General features: G+C 72.5%; 13 protein-coding genes and 1 pseudogene. 4 read left to right on the plus strand and 10 right to left on the minus strand.

Features of this window, described 5'->3' with window-relative positions; genetic code table 11:
- Positions 1–69: 69 nt before the first annotated feature.
- Positions 70–600 (plus strand): annotated as a pseudogene (locus ACFV3R_RS19860) (hypothetical protein); the annotation flags it as partial.
- An 800-nt stretch (positions 601–1400) separates the two neighbouring features.
- Here ACFV3R_RS19860 and ACFV3R_RS19865 read toward each other — a convergent pair.
- The 5 genes from ACFV3R_RS19865 to ACFV3R_RS19885 all read right to left on the minus strand — a co-directional run bounded on the left by ACFV3R_RS19865 (position 1401) and on the right by ACFV3R_RS19885 (position 5541).
- Positions 1401–2033, minus strand: coding sequence for a hypothetical protein (locus tag ACFV3R_RS19865; RefSeq protein WP_385584336.1), 633 nt, complete (start codon positions 2031–2033; stop codon positions 1401–1403).
- Positions 2034–2098: 65 nt separating this feature from the next.
- Positions 2099–2800 carry a ribonuclease HII gene (locus ACFV3R_RS19870; RefSeq protein WP_385584338.1) on the minus strand — a complete coding sequence of 234 codons (702 nt, stop codon included), beginning with the start codon at positions 2798–2800 and terminating at the stop codon, positions 2099–2101.
- 126 nt (positions 2801–2926) lie between these two features.
- Positions 2927–3931 carry an ADP-ribosylglycohydrolase family protein gene (locus ACFV3R_RS19875; protein WP_385584341.1) on the minus strand — a complete coding sequence of 335 codons (1005 nt, stop codon included), beginning with the start codon at positions 3929–3931 and terminating at the stop codon, positions 2927–2929.
- A gap of 11 nt (positions 3932–3942) precedes the next feature.
- The gene (locus ACFV3R_RS19880) at positions 3943–4602 is read right to left on the minus strand and encodes a histidine phosphatase family protein (RefSeq protein ID WP_385584344.1); all 660 of its coding nucleotides are present in this window, start codon (positions 4600–4602) and stop codon (positions 3943–3945) included.
- A gap of 333 nt (positions 4603–4935) precedes the next feature.
- Positions 4936–5541 (minus strand): YdbC family protein, encoded by a 606-nt coding sequence (locus ACFV3R_RS19885; RefSeq protein WP_385584347.1) that lies wholly within the window; start codon positions 5539–5541, stop codon positions 4936–4938.
- A 128-nt stretch (positions 5542–5669) separates the two neighbouring features.
- On the opposite strand from ACFV3R_RS19885, the gene ACFV3R_RS19890 reads away from it, so the two are divergent.
- Together ACFV3R_RS19890 and ACFV3R_RS19895 are read left to right on the plus strand one after the other, a co-directional pair.
- The gene (locus ACFV3R_RS19890; RefSeq protein WP_385584350.1) at positions 5670–6362 is read left to right on the plus strand and encodes a phosphotransferase family protein; all 693 of its coding nucleotides are present in this window, start codon (positions 5670–5672) and stop codon (positions 6360–6362) included.
- On the plus strand, positions 6308–6493 hold the full coding sequence (locus tag ACFV3R_RS19895; RefSeq protein WP_385584353.1) for a hypothetical protein: 186 nt from the start codon (positions 6308–6310) through the stop codon (positions 6491–6493). Before ACFV3R_RS19890 ends, ACFV3R_RS19895 begins: the two co-directional genes overlap by 55 nt.
- 48 nt (positions 6494–6541) lie before the next feature.
- Here the strand turns inward: ACFV3R_RS19895 and ACFV3R_RS19900 are convergent, their stop codons facing one another.
- The 3 genes from ACFV3R_RS19900 to nrdR form a co-directional block, all read right to left on the minus strand.
- Entirely contained in the window at positions 6542–7492 is a 951-nt protein-coding gene (locus ACFV3R_RS19900) for a GNAT family N-acetyltransferase (RefSeq protein WP_385584356.1), read from the minus strand.
- Between the two features lie 349 nt (positions 7493–7841).
- Positions 7842–10733 (minus strand): vitamin B12-dependent ribonucleotide reductase, encoded by a 2892-nt coding sequence (locus ACFV3R_RS19905; protein WP_385584359.1) that lies wholly within the window; start codon positions 10731–10733, stop codon positions 7842–7844.
- A 217-nt stretch (positions 10734–10950) separates the two neighbouring features.
- Entirely contained in the window at positions 10951–11475 is a 525-nt protein-coding gene (gene nrdR, locus ACFV3R_RS19910) for a transcriptional regulator NrdR (RefSeq protein ID WP_385584514.1), read from the minus strand.
- A 713-nt stretch (positions 11476–12188) separates the two neighbouring features.
- Here nrdR and lexA point away from each other — a divergent pair.
- Positions 12189–12992, plus strand: a complete 804-nt coding sequence (lexA, locus tag ACFV3R_RS19915; protein ID WP_385584363.1) for a transcriptional repressor LexA — start codon at positions 12189–12191, stop codon at positions 12990–12992.
- A gap of 148 nt (positions 12993–13140) precedes the next feature.
- On the opposite strand, the gene ACFV3R_RS19920 is transcribed toward lexA, so the two are convergent.
- Positions 13141–15147 (minus strand): ATP-dependent DNA helicase, encoded by a 2007-nt coding sequence (locus ACFV3R_RS19920; protein WP_385584365.1) that lies wholly within the window; start codon positions 15145–15147, stop codon positions 13141–13143.
- 163 nt (positions 15148–15310) lie between these two features.
- Positions 15311–17011: an IucA/IucC family protein gene (locus ACFV3R_RS19925; RefSeq protein ID WP_385584517.1), complete on the minus strand. Its 1701-nt coding sequence runs from the start codon at positions 17009–17011 to the stop codon at positions 15311–15313.
- Positions 17012–17171 lie beyond the last annotated feature (160 nt).

Here is a 17171-nt window from a genome sequence, read left to right on the forward strand (position 1 = left end):
CCGGGGATCCTCGTCGACCGCAGCGCCGCGGACGACCCGGACTCGCACCGCGCAGACGAAGGGAGGCCCGTGTCCCTCGGATTCCCCACCCCCGCCACGCCCGGCGACCCCGGAGCCACCGACCCGGAGGCGGGCCCCAGCCGCATGCTGACGCCCGCCGAATGGGCTGACGCCGGCATCCCTCCGCTCCGCGGGTCCCGGCAGACCGTGACCTCCCTCTACGACCGCCACGTCCCCCTCCCGACGACCGCCACGATCGCCGTCCTCGACCCGGACGAACGCCTGGTCGCCAGCGCCTCGTTCCGCGTCTCCGAGGGCCCCTGCGACGGCTGGCGGTTCCGCAACGCCATCCTGGCCCAACTGCGCCTCGTCATCCCTCACGACCTGCGCCGCCGGACACCGGTACGGACCGCGGTCCTCCTGCTGTGCCGCGAGGGGGAGACCTTCTGGACGGTGTACGACGGCGCCTGGATGTGGGGGTTGCGGGACGCATGCAGCTTGCACGGACTGCGCTGCGGCGCGTACGTCGTCATGACCGGCGAGGGCTGGCAGGTGCAGGGAGAGGACCGTAGCGGGCGTCGTCCCCGGGTGGGGTCGCCCTCAAGGCTGCTCAGCGTTCCCAAGCCCCGGGCGGTGCGCAGCCGCACACTGCCGGCCGGGCCCTCCTCAGTCACCGAACCCGCCTCCGTCCCTGCCGCCGAGGCCGACACCACCCCGCAGGACGTCCCCGCCGGCCATGACGGCCCCGCCGTACGCACCACATTCACCGGCCACGACGGCCTCACGCCGCAGAGTAGCCCCGCCTCCCACGAGCCCGGAGCCCCGCGTCCGTCCGGGGCGGCGCCCGAAACCCTGATACCGGTGGCGGGGGGAAGCCGGCAACGCTCCACCCCGGGGCAGACGCCGGGACGGCGCCCCGGCCCGGCCCGCCAGACCGCCCGCCAGCCCGCGCCCCTCAGCGCGCCGAAGGGACTGTCCGGCCCGAACCACCCCGAACCGCCCCGGCGCAAGACCGGCGGAGCAAGCTGAACACCGCAGGCGTGAACACCGGAGCCGGCTGACAGAGGCGGAGCCGGCTGAACACACCGGCGAAGCGCGCGCTGAGACGCCGCCCTCAGCGCCCCACCGCCGCCTCTCACCACATCGCATCGCCACTCACGCCCCCGACCGGCCGGCCACCCGAGCCCACCGGCAGGGAACAGGCGACCGCCCCGCCACATCACGCAGAAGCCCGGGTGCAAACGCACACCCAGCGGCGGTACGGAGAAGCCGCAGGCCAGGAGCACGGACGAGTGCCGCACCGGGGTACGCAGAAGTCCCCGGCGGCGTCGACGTCACCGGGGACATGCTCGGGTCCGGTGGCTCACGGCCGTCGAGGGCCGGTCACCACCGGGTGGAGCTCAGGCGTTCGTGCCGAGGACCGTGTTGATGCGCTGCGGGTCGCCGCAGACCACGAGCAGCACGCCCGCGAGTCCCATGGCGGCGGGCAGGGCCCGGGCGGTCGTCTCGTCCGTGCCGCCGTTCACGGCGACGACGACCACGGGGCGGCCCTTGAGCCGGTCCGAGGAGGCGTCGGCGTAGAAGACGTCGTCCGCGGCGTCCTGCTGCGCCCAGTAGGACTGCTCGCCGAAGGACAGCTCGTGCGACGCCCAGGGGTGGACCTCACCGACGGTGAGCACCAGGACGTCCTCGGGGGCACGGCCCGAGTCGAGCAGCAGGTCGACCGCCTCGTCGGCGGCGTCGACCGCACCGTTCACCGGGGCGGGGATCAGCTGGAGTTGGGGGGCCGGTGCGGCCTGGGCCGTCGGCTTGGCTGCCCCTGCCCGCGGGTTCGGCGGGGTGGGGGCGGGACCTCGCGGCGGGCCCGGCCTGCCCGGTCGGGCGCTGGAGGCGGGAGCACCGCGCGGCGGTGCGGGACGCGGGCCGGGGCCAGGTACGGGGCGGGGGGTCGACGCGGTGCGGCCGGCGGCCGAAGAGGCGCGGGGACCCGGGACACTCTCGTGAATCTGAGGCTCCTCGGGGATGAGAGGCATAAAGGGATGTCTATCAAACGTGGGTGCGGAACGTGTCGGCGGGTGCCACTTCACGTGCCTACCGTTCAGAAGTCGAAGCCGAGTTGGCCTCCGGCCTCCAGAGCGGCGTTCTCGGCGACGACCCGGACCTTCTTCAGGTGCTGCCAGCGCGTGAGGGCGTCCATGTACGACCACGAAACCCGGTGGTACGGCGTAGGACCGTACTCCTCCAGGGCCGCGCGGTGTACCGGCGAGGGGTACCCGGCGTTCTCGCCGAAGGCGAACGCCGCGTGCTGAAGGCCGAGTTCGGCCATCATTCCGTCCCGGAACACCTTGGCCAGCACCGAGGCCGCAGCCACCGCCACGCAGGACTGGTCGCCCTTGATGACGGTGCGTACCCGCCAGGGACGGCCCAGGTAGTCATGCTTGCCGTCGAGGATCACGGCGTCCGGCCGCACCGGCAGCGCCTCCAGGGCGCGTCCGGCAGCCAGGCGGAGAGCCGCGGTCATACCGAGCTCGTCGATCTCCTCCGCCGAGGCGTGTCCCAGCGCATGGGCCGTGACCCATGTACTGAGCACCTCGGCCAGTTCGGTGCGGCGCTTGACGGTCAGCAGCTTGGAGTCGGTCAGCCCCTCGGGGGGCCGACGCAGTCCGGTGATCGCCGCGCAGACCGTGACCGGCCCCGCCCAGGCGCCGCGCCCCACCTCGTCCACTCCGGCAACGATCTTCGCCCCGGTCGTGGCGCGCAGTGATCGCTCGACGGTGTGGGTGGGAGGCTCGTACGGCATGGCGCCTGCCAGGTTACGCCTCCCGGGTCGCGCTGTCGCCACCGGTCTCCCCCACGGCTGTCCCGGTCGGCGCGGCCCTCGCTCAGCGGGGGCGGCAGGCCGGGACGGCACGGCCAACGGCCCCGGTCAGGCGGGTCGGTCGGGCAGCCAGGCGGGCAACGGTTCGGTCTGCCTCTCCCAGGACGCCGGCGGGGCGAGACGTCCCCCGCCGGCAAGGACGCCGCCCACGATGGCGCAGGTGGTGTCCACGTCCCCGCCCGCTCTGGCGGTCGCCCACAGAGCCTCCTCGAAGTCGTCGAGGTGGCGGGCGGCGGCCCACAGCGCGAAGGGGACCGTGTCGTGTGCGCTGGTCCGGCGACCGCACCCGAGGACGGCGGCGACCGTCTGCGGATCGGCGTAGTCGAGCATGTCGCGGGCCCGCCGCAGCCCCGCCTTCACCGCACTGCGCGGCACCAGCTCCGTGACCCCCTCCAGGAGGGCATGGGGCCCGGTGGCCGTCTCGGCGCCCGCCAGCAGGGCCGTGGCGGCGGCCACCGCCATGGCGCCCACCACGGCCTCCCGGTGCTGGTGCGTGGTGTAGGCGGAGATCTCGGCCTGGTGCGTGGCCTGCTCCGGGTCGTCGGCGTACCAGGCCCCCAGGGGGGCGATGCGCATGGCCGCGCCGTTGCCCCACGACCCCTGGCCGTTGAAGAGGGCGGCGGCCAGCTCCCGCCAGTCCCCGCCCTCCCGCACCAGCCGCAGCATGCGGTTCACGGCGGGACCGTAACCGCGGTCGAAGTCGTGGTGGGCCGCGAAGGAGGAGGCGAGGGCGTCCTGGTCGATCCGGCCGTGGCGGGCCAGTACGGCCACCACGGAGGCGGCCATCTCGGTGTCGTCCGTCCACTGCCAGGGCCCGGGCGGCAGTTCCCGGCGTCGCAGCAGGGGGTGGTTGGCGGGCACGAAGAACTGGGAGCCCCAGGCGTCTCCCACCGAGAGCCCCCGCAGGCTCGCCACGGCCCGCTCCAGGCGGTCCGTGGCGGGCTCCGGGGACCTGGGCGCGGCGGCCTCGCCGTCACCCTCTGCGGGGCCGGTGGAGGGGCGGGCGGCGGGGGCGCGGCGGCGGTCGTGAGGGTTCGGGCGGTCAGCGCTCATCGGGCTGAACTCTAACCGGTGAAGCCGATCGATTCGGGGCTGCACCAGTGCTCGAAGGGCCGGTCCATCGTGTACTTGCCCTTGGTGCCGAGTTCGAGGACGCGGTACTCGGCGTTGCCCGGGTTCGACAGCGACTCGAACTCGGCGACCGTCCAGTGGAACCAGCGCATGCAGAAGAGCCGCATGGTGAGGCCGTGGGTCACTATGAGCACGTTCGGCGGGTGGTCGGGGTGCTCGAAGCTGCGCCACAGGCTCTCCAGGAAGGCGCCCACCCGGTCGTAGACGTCCGCGCCGGACTCGCCCTGGGCGAAGCGGTAGAAGAAGTGTCCGTAGGCGTCGCGGTAGGCCTTCTGGAGACGCACGTCCTCCCGGTCCTGCCAGTTCCCCCAGTCCTGCTCCCGCAGCCTGGGCTCCTCGCGCATCCTCACCCGCTCGGGCGCGAGCGCGAGGGCCTGGAAGGTCTGGTGGGTGCGGCGGTAGGGGGAGACGTAGGCGGAGATCCGTTCGCCGCCGAACAGCTCGCGCAGCTCCGCGCCGGCCTCCTCCGCCTGGTGCAGACCGGCGGTGGTGAGGCTGAGCGCGTGATCCGGTTCGCGTTCGTAGACCGTGTCGTCGATGTTGCCCTCCGACTCCCCGTGCCGGAGGAGGACGATGCGTCGCGGCCTTGCCATGCGAACCACCCTAAGACCTGAGGTACGGAAGTCGCCTCCTTCCCCCTCCGGCATCCGCCACTCCCCCGCCACCACCGGCGTGTCGGCCGGCCCGCGCACCGCACCCGCCGTCCGGGACCGCAGCTGCGCCCCTTCGGGCGCGGTCAACGCGCGGGGTCGCCGTACCCCGGAGCGGGCCCGCCGTCCCGGCCAGGCCGCTGCCCACTGCGCCTGCGCCCACCGAGGCCACCCAGGCGTCCGCAAGCGGGGGCCGAAGCGCTCCGTCCGCGCGGCGGGCGGCTCCTCCCCGGTCCGGGCCGCTGCTCGGGTGGCCGGGGGCGGGAAACAGCGGGCTCACACCGTCCAGGAGGGTTCCAGCGCGACCACGTCCCCGTCCACCGCTCGGACGTCGGCCTCCGTCTGCGCCCGCAGTCCCAGCCGCTCCACCCGTTCCTGGCGGTACTTGCCCCGTTCGGCCGAGGACTGCCACACCGAGAGGATCAGGAACTCCTCGCCCGCGGCGCTGCCCAGCAGCCCTCGGAGCATGCCCGGTGACCCGGCCATGGCGGGGTTCCAGACCTTCTCTTGCATGAGCGTGAAGTGCTCGACGCGGTCGGGGTGCACCTGGCAGTGGGCGAGCCGGAGCACGTCCGCGTCGGCGAAGACCGGCTCGAACCCCACCTTGACGTCGAAACCGTATTCAAAAAGCCGCGTCTGTACCTTCGAGTAGGTACCGGCCTGGGCGGCGGCCAGGCGGTCGTGGGAGCGCGCCATGAAGGAGTCGTAGAAGGCCCTGCTCTCCCAGAAGGCGACCAGGTGCGCCACGCCCGGCCGCAGCCGGCTCCAGCCTCCGGCCTGCGCCCGGAAACCTGGTTCGCCCAGCAGGCCCGCCCATTTCCGCTGCCCCCGCTCGAACCCTCGACGGTCCACGACGGAGCAACGGATCCACTTCACCAGCACCGCGCCATGGTAGGGCCAAGTGCACGGCCGCTCGGGTGGATTGGATCAGGTTCCCCCACAGGAGTCCCGAGAAGATCACCTTCCGCACACATCCCCTGGCCGTGGAGGCCCCTGGCAGGATGCCTCCCATGTCCTCCGTCTCCTGGCGCACGCACGCGGTGGAACCGAGCGGCCGGAAGGTGACCAAGCAGTTCTCCGCCGGCGAGCGGGGGCGGTGTGCGCGCGAGTGGCGCGGGCTGACGCTGCTCGCCCGGTACGCGCCGGGGCTCGCCCCCGTCCCCCGGCGGGCGGAGCTCACGGCCGGCCGACCGCTCGTCGTGATGTCGCGGCTGCCCGGCGTAGCGCTGCGCGGCCGTCCGCTGGACGAGCGGCGACTGGACGCTCTGGCCGAGGCGGTGCGGACGCTCCACTGCGCCGTGCCGTCCGAGGTGGTGCGCTCCCTCCCACTCCGGCCCGGGCACCAGCAGGACCTGGTCGCACGCCTCCGCTCCTGGGCGTCCGCGCGGCCCGGGCCACCGCACGGCGGGGAGGTGGCCCGGGCCGCGGAACGCGGGCTCCTCTGGCTGGCCGGGTCGGGGCTGGACGCCGGGGGCACGGCGGGGGCACGGCCCGTGTTCGGGGCCGGTGACGGCAACCTCGCCAACTACCTGTGGGACGGGGAGCGGGTGCGCGTGGTCGACTTCGAGGACTCGGGGCGCAGCGACCGTGTCCTCGAGCTGGCGGAGATCACCGAGCATTGGCCAGTTGGGAGGACCCGCCGCTGGACGTGGCGTCCTTCCTGCACCGCTTCGACCTCTCCGCGGCGGAACGCGAGCGGCTGACGGACTGCCGGCGCCTGCTCGCCCTCGTGTGGCTCTTCCTGCTGGCCCTCGATGCTGAACGGGAGGTTCCGCGGAACCCGCCGGGCACCGCCGAGCAGCAGGCACGTCGGCTGACGGCCCTCCTCGGGTGAGGCCCGCGGTGCCTCCGAGAGCCGGTGCCCACCCCTCCGTGGTGCCGCTCAGCCCCAGGTCATCATGATTTCCCGTCCGAAGTTGACGTATCCGGCACGCTCGAAGGCGGCGGCCATCGGGGCGTTGCCGAGGTCGGTGGCGGCCCGGATGCGGTGAGCACCCTGTCCGGCCAGGACGCGGGTGCCCTCGGCGAGGATCTCGTCGACGTAGCCGCTGCCGCGGTGACCGGGCAGTACGGCCAGGTAGGCGATGACGGGGTTGTAGTCGTTGCGGGCCGGGACGACCAGGCCCACCGGCTCTCCGTCGGCCAGGGTCGCGATCCGCCACCACCGCCTCGGCGAGGTGTACCGCAGGAACTCGTCCTCCAGGTGTTCTCTGGCCGCGTCGCGCGCGGACATCCGGGTCAGCTGGTCACGGCTGTGCGCGTCCAGCGTCCCGTCCAGTGCCGAGACCATCAGGGCCAGCAGTTCCCCGGTCTCCTCGACCGGCCGGAACCGCAGGCGCCCGCCCGGTTCGGGGAGCGGGGTCCCCTGCCGCCACTCCAGGCGCAGCCGTTCGACGAACAGGCGGGCGCCGGTGCGCTCCGCCACCGCCATGCGGTCGCTGACGGTGCGGCGGGCGAGGGCGTCCTCACGCCACCGGGGCGGGACGAAGCGGCTGTACTCCGGTGGGCACACCCCGCTCGGGAAGGTGGCGGCCGTCGCCGTGCGCAGGAGCCGCTCACCCACGGCCAGGCGTTCGGCGTCCGGGAGGTCCTCGGCCATGTCCAGGACGTCCAGGAAGCAGGGGACGTCGTCCCCCGGCCGGCTCCACCAGGCCGCGCGCGCGAGCAGTCGGTCCCCGCGCAGCGCCACCCACATCCACTCCGGACGTCGGCGGCCGGCGGCGAGGTCCTCGGTCAGCTCCTCGTTGAGCACGTAGGGCAGGCGGCGGAAGAGGCCGAGTTCCGTGCGGTCGGCCAGCGGGCGCACGGTCAGGTCGTTCGGTGCCTTGGGCAAGGCGGGCTCCTGAGGAAGGTGCCTACCCGTTCCGGGGCCGGACGTGGTCGGCCTCCCCGGAGGAGGCAGGCGCGGTGAACGTGGCACACACGGGGACTCCGCCTCCTTTCGCTGTCAGGCCGGCCGTCGGTCCCGGCGGGCGTCGGACAGCCATGTCTATGCCTGCCATCCGCTGCCCGCAAGGCAATTACTGCTCGGCACGCCTCCTGGTGGGGAACCCACCTGAGCGTCCCGAGGACGGCAGCGCGACGGGGGCGGCCCGGAAGTTCTCCGGACCGCCCCCGGTCGCGTCGGTCAGGTACCCGGTGCCCGCGGGAGGCGGGCGACCCGGGTCCGACTCAGCCGGCCGTCAGCTGCACCCGCTGGTGGAGCCGCAGCCCTCGCACAGGTAGCAGCTGCCTGCCCGCTGCATCTTGGTGCCGCAGGAGAAGCAGAGCGGGGCGTCGGCGTTGATGCCGAGCTGCATCTCCACCAGTTCGGCGTTGGTGTGCGCCTGCTTGGGGGCGGGCGCCGCGCTCTCCTCGACGATGTCCGAGGCGGCGTGCGGTGCCTGGCTGCTCTGCGTCGGCGCCGACTGGGCGAGGGAGTCCGTGTCCTCCTCGGCCTCGGCCGGCTCGTAGGAGCCCGTCTCCAGGTGGCGCTGACGCTCCTCGACGGAGTGGATGCCGAGCGCCGAGCGGGTCTCGAACGGCAGGAAGTCCAGCGCCAGGCGGCGGAAGATGTAGTCGACGATCGACTGCGCCATCCGCACGTCCGGGTCGTCGGTCATACCGGCCGGCTCGAAGCGCATGTTGGTGAACTTCGAGACGTAGGTCTCCAGCGGCACGCCGTACTGGAGGCCCACGGAGACCGCGATGGAGAAGGCGTCCATCATGCCCGCGAGGGTCGAGCCCTGCTTGGACATCTTCAGGAAGACCTCGCCCAGCCCGTCGTCCGGGTAGGAGTTGGCCGTCATGTAGCCCTCGGCGCCACCGACCGTGAAGGAGGTGGTGATGCCCGGGCGGCCCTTGGGCAGCCGGCGGCGGACCGGACGGTACTCGACGACCTTCTCCGGCTTGGCCTCCGCCTTGGTCTCCTCGGCCTTCTTCGCCTCCTCCTTCTTCTTCACGGAGAGGGGCTGGCCGACCTTGCAGTTGTCGCGGTAGATCGCGAGGGCCTTCAGGCCGAGCTTCCAGCCCTCGTAGTAGACCTCCTCGATCTCCTCGACGGTGGCCGACTCGGGGACGTTGACCGTCTTGGAGATGGCACCGGAGAGGAACGGCTGCGCGGCGGCCATCATCCGCACGTGGCCCATCGGGGAGATGGAGCGCTCGCCCATGGCGCAGTCGAAGACCTCGTAGTGCTCGGTGCGCAGCCCCGGGGCGTCGATGACGTTGCCGTGCTCGGCGATGTGGGCGACGATCGCCTCGACCTGCTCGTCCTGGTAGCCGAGGCGCTTGAGCGCCTTGGGCACCGTGTTGTTGACGATCTGCATCGAGCCGCCGCCGACGAGCTTCTTGAACTTCACCAGGGCGAGGTCAGGCTCGACGCCGGTGGTGTCGCAGTCCATCATCAGGCCGATGGTGCCGGTGGGGGCCAGCACCGAGGCCTGGGCGTTGCGGAAGCCGTTCTTCTCGCCCAGGCGGACCACGTCCTGCCAGGCCTCGGTGGCAGCGGCCCAGACGGGGTTGTCCAGGTCGTCCATCCGCTTGGCGTCGCGGTTGGCGTCGGCGTGCTGGCGCATGACGCGCTTGTGGGCGTCGGCGTTGCGGGCGTAGCCCTCGTAGGGGCCGACGATCGCTGCCAGCTCCGCGCTGCGGCGGTAGGAGGTGCCGGTCATCAGCGAGGTGATGGCCCCGGCCAGCGCGCGGCCGCCGTCGGAGTCGTAGGCGTGGCCGGTGGCCATCAGCAGGGCGCCGAGGTTGGCGTAGCCGATGCCGAGCTGCCGGAAGGCGCGGGTGGTCTCGCCGATCTTCTCGGTGGGGAAGTCGGCGAAGCAGATGGAGATGTCCATCGCGGTGATGACCAGCTCGACGACCTTGGCGAACCGCTCGGCGTCGAAGGACTGGTTGCCCTCGTCGTCGTCCCGCAGGAACTTCATGAGGTTCAGCGAGGCGAGGTTGCAGGACGAGTTGTCCAGGTGCATGTACTCGCTGCACGGGTTGGACGCGGTGATGCGGCCCGTCTCCGGCGAGGTGTGCCAGTGGTTGATGGTGTCGTCGTACTGGATGCCGGGGTCGGCGCACGCCCAGGCTGCCTCCGCCATCTTGCGGAACAGGCCCTTGGCGTCGACCTCCTCGATGACCTCGCCGGTCTGGCGGGCCCGCAGGCCGAATTTCGCGTTCGCCTCCACCGCCTTCATGAACTCGTCGTTCACGCGGACCGAGTTGTTGGCGTTCTGGTACTGCACGGAGGTGATGTCGTCACCACCGAGGTCCATGTCGAAGCCCGCGTCGCGCAGGGCGCGGATCTTCTCCTCCTCCTTGACCTTCGTGTCGATGAAGGCCTCGACGTCGGGGTGGTCGACGTCGAGCACGACCATCTTGGCGGCGCGGCGCGTGGCACCGCCCGACTTGATCGTTCCGGCGGAGGCGTCGGCACCGCGCATGAAGGAGACGGGGCCGGAGGCGTTGCCGCCGGAGGAGAGCAGCTCCTTGGAGGAGCGGATGCGGGAGAGGTTCAGGCCGGCGCCGGAGCCGCCCTTGAAGATCATCCCCTCTTCCTTGTACCACTCCAGGATGGACTCCATGGAGTCGTCGACGGAGAGGATGAAGCAGGCGCTGACCTGCTGCGGCTGCTGGGTGCCGACGTTGAACCAGACCGGCGAGTTGAAGCTGAAGACCTGGTGCAGCAGGGCGTACGCCAGCTCGTGCTCAAAGATCTCCGCGTCGGCCGGGGAGGCGAAGTAGCCGTTGTCCTCACCGGACTTGCGGTAGGTCTTCACCACGCGGTCGATGAGCTGCTTGAGGCTGCTCTCGCGCTGGGGCGTCCCGACGGCGCCCCGGAAGTACTTGCTGGTGACGATGTTGGTCGCGTTGACCGACCAGGACTCCGGGAACTCCACACCGCGCTGCTCGAAGTTGACCGAGCCGTCACGCCAGTTGGTCATGACGACGTCGCGCTTCGCCCATGCGACCTCGTCGTAGGGGTGCACACCGGGAGTGGTGTGAATGCGCTCGACGCGGAGCCCCGTGCGGGCCGCGCCGCCCTTGCTTCCCTTGGAGCGGGAGCCTCGTGCCGGGCCGCTCGCTGTCTCTGTCATTCCGCCTCCCTGTACGGGCAAACGCCCATATGTGCACACTTCTTCCTGTGCACGGTGTGTGTCTGTCTGGTACCAGTACGTCGTGGACGCCTGGTGAGTCCTGGTTCCGGTGTCCGGCCGGCACGGCCGGGCACCCCGGGGAAGCCCCGCCGCACGGGCCGCGCCCTCCGCGTCGGGACGGGATCGCGACCGGGGCGGGTTCCCGGAAACGCGGCGGTCAGTCCGTCTCGGCCGAAACGGTGGCCACCGGCGCCTCGGGCGTCCGGCCGCCGTCGCCCGGCGGCGGAGCCCCGTGCTCCCGTTCGTCCCGGAGCTCGGCGATGGCCGCCTCGAAGTCCTCCAAGGAGTCGAAGGCCCGGTAGACGGAGGCGAACCGCAGGTACGCGACGAGGTCGAGCTCCTCCAGCGGGCCGAGTATCGCCAGCCCCACGTCGTGGGTGGTCAGCTCGGCGCTGCCGGTGGCCCGGACCGCCTCCTCCACCCGTTGCCCCAGCTTCGCCAGGGCGTCCTCGGTGACCGGGCGCCCCTGGCACGCCTTGCGGACGCCGGAGATGACCTTGTCGCGACTGAAGGGTTCGGTGACCCCGCTGCGCTTGATGACCATCAGGGACGCCGTCTCCACCGTCGTGAAGCGGCGGGAGCAGTCGGGGCACTGGCGACGGCGACGGATCGAGGTGCCGTCGTCGGTGGTGCGGCTGTCCACGACCCGACTGTCGGGGTGCCTGCAGAAGGGGCAGTGCACGGCCGGGTCCTCCTCGCCCTCGGTGTACGGACGTACGCGGCGGCTGCTGCCTGCACGGGTACGACTGATGAGCCCCACAGGACCCACAGGTCCCTTCGGGGCGGCCACAAGCATAGGCGATGCCCCTCGCGCCGGAAGACGGGGGACCACTAGTTGTGGTGGCGTGTGCCCATCAAACCACTACATGTGGTGGCACGGCGGCTACTCTCCCCACAACCGCGTGTCACACTCCGGCGGCACGGCCCCACCCGGGCGGCCCATACGCCACGCGGGCCGGCGGCCCACTCCACCGGCGCCCCGCCGCGCCGGGGCGGCGGCTGGGCGCACCCCCGCCCGCGCCTTCGCCCCGGTGCCCACAGACTGCCGCGACGCGCCCGGGAACGGACGGGGCGAGGCGCACCCGGTGTCGGCCGGGTGCGCCACGGGACGGCCGGGACCGACCGCCCGGCCGTCTGCGATTTCCCCGCCCACCCCGCGGAGAAGAGCGCGGAGCGGACCGGGGAGGATGGACGGGGACACCGGCTTTCACGTGCCACGTTTTCTTTCCGCGGGACACGCTTTGCCCCTTCCGGCCAACGGATTCGGGGCCTACCACCGCCCGCTAAAGCGATGCGACCAAATCGTCGATTTTTCACTCGAACGTGTGTTTGGCGCAACCTTTCGAAAGGAACTACCGTTGGCTAACCAGGGAGAACATTCCGAGAGGGGCCGACGTGACCACTACCGCAGACAGCGCCACGCTTACCGCCCAGAACACCGCCCAGGGCGCCACACCGGGCCGTTTCGAGCAGGCCCGCAACGGCACGAGGGACGACGCCACGGCGCTCGCGGAGGGCCAGAAGCCCGCGCGTGCACTGCCAGGGAGGCCACCTGGTGTTCGGGCCGACAGTTCCGGTCTGACCGACAGGCAGCGTCGCGTCATCGAGGTGATCCGCGACTCCGTCCAGCGGCGCGGATACCCGCCGTCCATGCGGGAGATCGGACAGGCGGTCGGCCTCTCCAGTACCTCCTCGGTAGCCCATCAGCTCATGGCGCTGGAACGCAAGGGTTTCCTCCGTCGTGACCCGCACCGCCCCCGCGCCTACGAGGTCCGCGCCTCCGACCAGCCGAGCAGCCTCCCTGCGGACACCACCGGCAAGCCGGCAGCCTCCTACGTCCCCCTGGTCGGCCGGATCGCCGCAGGTGGCCCGATCCTGGCCGAGGAGTCCGTCGAGGACGTCTTCCCCCTCCCCCGCCAGCTCGTCGGAGACGGCGAACTCTTCGTCCTGAAGGTCGTCGGTGACTCGATGATCGAGGCGGCCATCTGTGACGGCGACTGGGTCACCGTCCGCCGCCAGCCGGTGGCGGAGAACGGCGACATCGTGGCCGCGATGCTGGACGGCGAGGCCACCGTCAAGCGCTTCAAGCGCGAGGACGGCCACGTCTGGCTGCTGCCGCACAACGCGGCCTACCAGCCCATCCCCGGTGACGAGGCGACCATCCTCGGCAAGGTGGTCGCCGTACTGCGGCGCGTCTGAGCGAGCCCCCTGACCGGGCCCCGGAACCACTGCGCCGGTTCCGGGGCCCTGCTGTGTTCCCGTCACCGCAGCGCTCCCCGTCACCGCTGCGCTCCCCGTCACCGCTGCGTTCCGCCCGGCACGGGCGTGACCGTACGAGGTCGGCCGGCTACTCGCCCGCCTCCGCCTCGGAGACGGCCGGCGGAGTCGTCTCCGCCAGTTTCGCCGCCGCGTCGATGGCGGCGAGGGAGCGGCGGACCTGGTTGCGGTCCGTGGTGTACCAGAAGTCCGGCATGGACCGCCGCAGGAAAGTGCCGTAGCGGGCCCTCGCCACCCGGGGGTCGAGCACGGCGACCACACCGCGGTCGCCCGTGGCCCGCACCAGGCGCCCCGCGCCCTGCGCCATCAGCAGAGCGGCATGGGTGGCGGCCACAGCCATGAAGCCGTTGCCGCCAGCCTCCTCCACCGCCTTCTGCCGGGCGCTCATCAGCGGGTCGTCCGGCCGGGGGAAGGGCACCCGGTCCATGACGACGAGCTGGCAGCTGGGCCCGGGGACGTCGACGCCCTGCCAGAGGGAGAGCGTCCCGAACAGGCAGGTGCGCGGGTCGGCGGCGAAGTTGCGGATCAGCTCGCCCAGCGTCTCCTCGCCCTGCAGCAGGATCGGCACGTCCAGCCGTCCGCGCAGTTCCTCGGCGGCGGCCTGTGCGGCCCGCATGGAGGAGAAGAGGCCGAGGGTACGGCCGCCGGCCGCCTCCACGAGCTCTGCCAGCTCCTCCAGCATGTCCGTCCGGTTGCCCTCCCGGCCCGGCTGGTTGAGGTGGCCCGCGACGTAGAGGATGCCCTGCTTGGAGTAGTCGAACGGCGAACCGACGTCCAGCCCCTTCCAGTCGGGCTCGTCCTCGCCGGCCTGCCCCTCCGGCGGCAGCCCGAGCGAGGCCGCCACGCCGTTGAAGTCGCCGCCGAGCCGGAGCGTCGCCGAGGTCAGCACCACCGACCGGTCGGTGAACAGCTTCTCCCGCAGCAACCCGGACACCGAGAGCGGCGCGACCCGCAGCGAGGCCCCGAAGCGGTCGTGGCGCTCGTACCAGACCACGTCCCATTCCGAGCCGTTGGCGATGCGCTCCGCCACGGCGTGGACGTTCTCCACCGCGGCGACCGCCTGCTTGCGGACGGCGTCCTCGTCCTGCACGGACCTGTCGCGGGAGGTGTTGAGCGCGGAGAGAACGGTACGCGCGGCGTCGCGCAGCGCCATCAGGCAGTAGCCGAGGTCCTCGGGGACCTCGTCCAGCCTGCCGGGCAGTGCAAGCTCCATGAGACGCTCGAAGGTCTCCGCAGCCGTCTGCAGCTGGTCCGCGGCCTTCTCGTCCACCAGCTTCGCGGCACGGCGTACCGCCCGGTTGACCTGGCCGGGGGTGAGTTCCCCCGTCGCCACGCCCGTGACCCGCGAGACCAGCTCGTGCGCCTCGTCGACGATCAGCACCTCGTGGGAGGGCAGCACCGGCGCGCCCTCGATGGCGTCGATGGCCAGCAGGGCGTGGTTGGTGACGACGACGTCGGCGAGCTTGGCCCGCTCCCGCGCGGCTTCGGCAAAGCACTCCGCGCCGTAGGCGCACTTCGACGCACCCAGGCACTCCCGCGAGGAGACGGAGACCTGCGCCCAGGCCCGGTCGGAGACACCGGGGGTGAGGGCGTCGCGGTCACCGGTCTCGGTCTCGTCGGCGAAGTCACGCAGCCGCAGCAGGTCCTTCCCCAGCTTGCTGGTGGGCGCCGCCTCCTCGAAGACGTCAAAGAGGCCGTCCTCGTCGTCCTGGGGCGCGCCCTCGTGCAGGCGGTGCAGGCACAGGTAGTTCGAGCGGCCCTTGAGCATGGCGAACTCGGGGCGTCGCCGCAGCAGGGGGTGGAGTGCGTCCACGGTGCGCGGCAGGTCGCGTTCGACCAGCTGACGCTGGAGGGCGAGGGTGGCCGTGGCCACGACGACCCGGTCGCCGTGGGCGAGAGCGGGCACGAGGTAGCCGAGCGACTTGCCGGTGCCGGTGCCGGCCTGGACCAGCAGGTGCGAGGAGTCGCCGACGGCGTCGGCCACGGCCTGCGCCATGGCCACCTGGCCGGGCCGCTCGGTACCGCCGACGGCGGAGACGGCGGCGTGCAGCAGGTCGGGGAGGGAGGGCTTGGTCATAGCGCAGCCACCCTACGCGGCCCCACCGACATCACGCTGCGGGCGCCGGTGGACCGGGCGCGGACCGGAGCCTTGCGGACCGCCCGCCACGGCCGGTGGACCGGTCCGGGCAGGACAGGGCTCCCGGCGGTCACCCCGCGACGGCGCCCGCGGAGGCGCGGGCTCACGGGGCGTGGAGAGGGTTGGGGACGGTCCCGTGCACGGCCGCGTGGGGCCGGACCGACCGGTCCCGGTAACCGTCCAGATGCAGACGGTTGCGGTTGAGGCAGAGCCGGTCGATGCGGGGGGTGAGGAGGTCGAAGGTGGCGAACCGCTCCTTGAGATCCGGGAACCGGTGCTGGTGACGCAGGATCTCCTCCCGCACCATCGACCAGAACGCCCCCTGCGGTACGCCCAGTTGCCGCTCGCAGAGCGGTGCCAGGTAGCGGAAGACGCCGACGAAGAGGCCGGAGTGGATGAACTGGGTGAGGAAACCGGGCTTCTCGGTCAGCAGGACCCGCCGCACGTCCTCGGGCATGCCGGCGTGCTCGGGCAGCGGCACGGAGCTGGTGTTGACGTCGTCCACGAAGTCCTTGACGGCCAGGCGGGTGGGCACGTCGGCCTCGTCGAAGACCACGATCGCGTTCTCGCCGTGCGGGGAGAAGACCACCCCGTAGCGGTAGAGGAAGTGGAGCAGCGGCGGCAGCAGCGCCGCGAAGAGGCGGCGCAGCCACGCCGCCGGGGCCAGCCCGGAGCGGTGCACCAGCTCGGTGACGAGCGCCCTGCCGCCGGGGTCGACCTGGAGCAGGCAGGCGAGGGTGCGGGCCCGCTCACCGGCGTCGAGAGCGGTGGCGACCGGCTCGCGCCAGATGCAGCCCAGGAGCTCGCGGTACTGGTAGGGCACTTTCGGAAGCCGGTCGTAGAGCGGGTGGGGCACCGCCACGGAGGCGTTCTCGCCCAGCAGGATCACCCTCGCCTCCTCGGTGAGGAACGGGTCGCCGTCGCGGAGTGCGTGGATCCAGGAGGTGACCGCCGGCGCGGCCAGCGTGCGTTCGGTCGGCAGCCCGCGCCAGACGAGGGTGTTGAGGACGGAGAGGGGGAGCTTGACGGAGTACGCGCGGGGCCGGCTGAGGTTGAGGAAGGTGCGCACGGACTGCTGCGGCAGCCGGAGGTCCTCGTCGGCCGGCAGCGGCAGCAGCGCGCCCGCTGCGATCTCCCGCGCGAAGAGGGGCGCGATCGTCTCGTCCCACTGCCAGGGGTGCACGGGCAGGTAGAGGTAGCGGGCGGGGTCGCGGCCGTGGCCGCGCACGGTCTCGGCGAACAGGTCCCGGCTCGCCCGGGACAGCTCGCGGTCGTAGAGGGCCCCTGGGGTGGCGAGCGCGGCGACGCCCCGGTAGTGGGCCAGGTCCTCGTGGACGGCGGCCCAGGGCAGCCGGTGCGCGGTGCGGGCCTCGGGGGCCCAGCGCGCGGTGTCGGAGGCAGAGAAGCCCAGCCGCCCCTTGCTGGCCACCAGCCAGGGGTGACCGGTCTGGTGGCCCTCCAGGGCGGCGTAGTCCAGGTCGGCCAGTGCCGCCGCGTCGAGGGCCGTCTCGGCCAGGTGGACGTCGGCGTCGAGGGTCGCGGTCAGCTCGCGGATGAGGTGGCCGGTGGTGTCGCCGCTCAGCGCCAGGGCGGTGCCGTGGCTGTGGAGGAGGAAGTGGAAGGGGTCGCCGGTGGGGGTGACGGAGTCCGCGTCGACGTGCCAGTCGCCGTAGGAGCCGCGGCGGGCCTGGAAGCGGTAGGTCACCCCGTCGTCGAGGGGGAGGCGGTAGCGGGGGGTGCCGTCCTCGGCGGTGCCGTCCCGTTGCGGGGCGATGACCTCTTCGTAGGCGAACTCCGCCAGCATCTTGGCGAGAAGGCGGCGCGCCGCGTGATCCCAGGCGCTGTCGGGGGGAAGTGAGGCGGTCGGCACGGCGGGCTCCTCTGGCGGGACCGGTGGGAGGGCTGCTGACGGGGACGGGTGCTGCGGGGCGGCCGGTGTGGGCGGCGCCCGGCCGCCCGGGCGG

It is taken from the genome of Streptomyces sp. NPDC059740 (genome assembly GCF_042733155.1).
GTDB lineage: Bacteria > Actinomycetota > Actinomycetes > Streptomycetales > Streptomycetaceae > Streptomyces.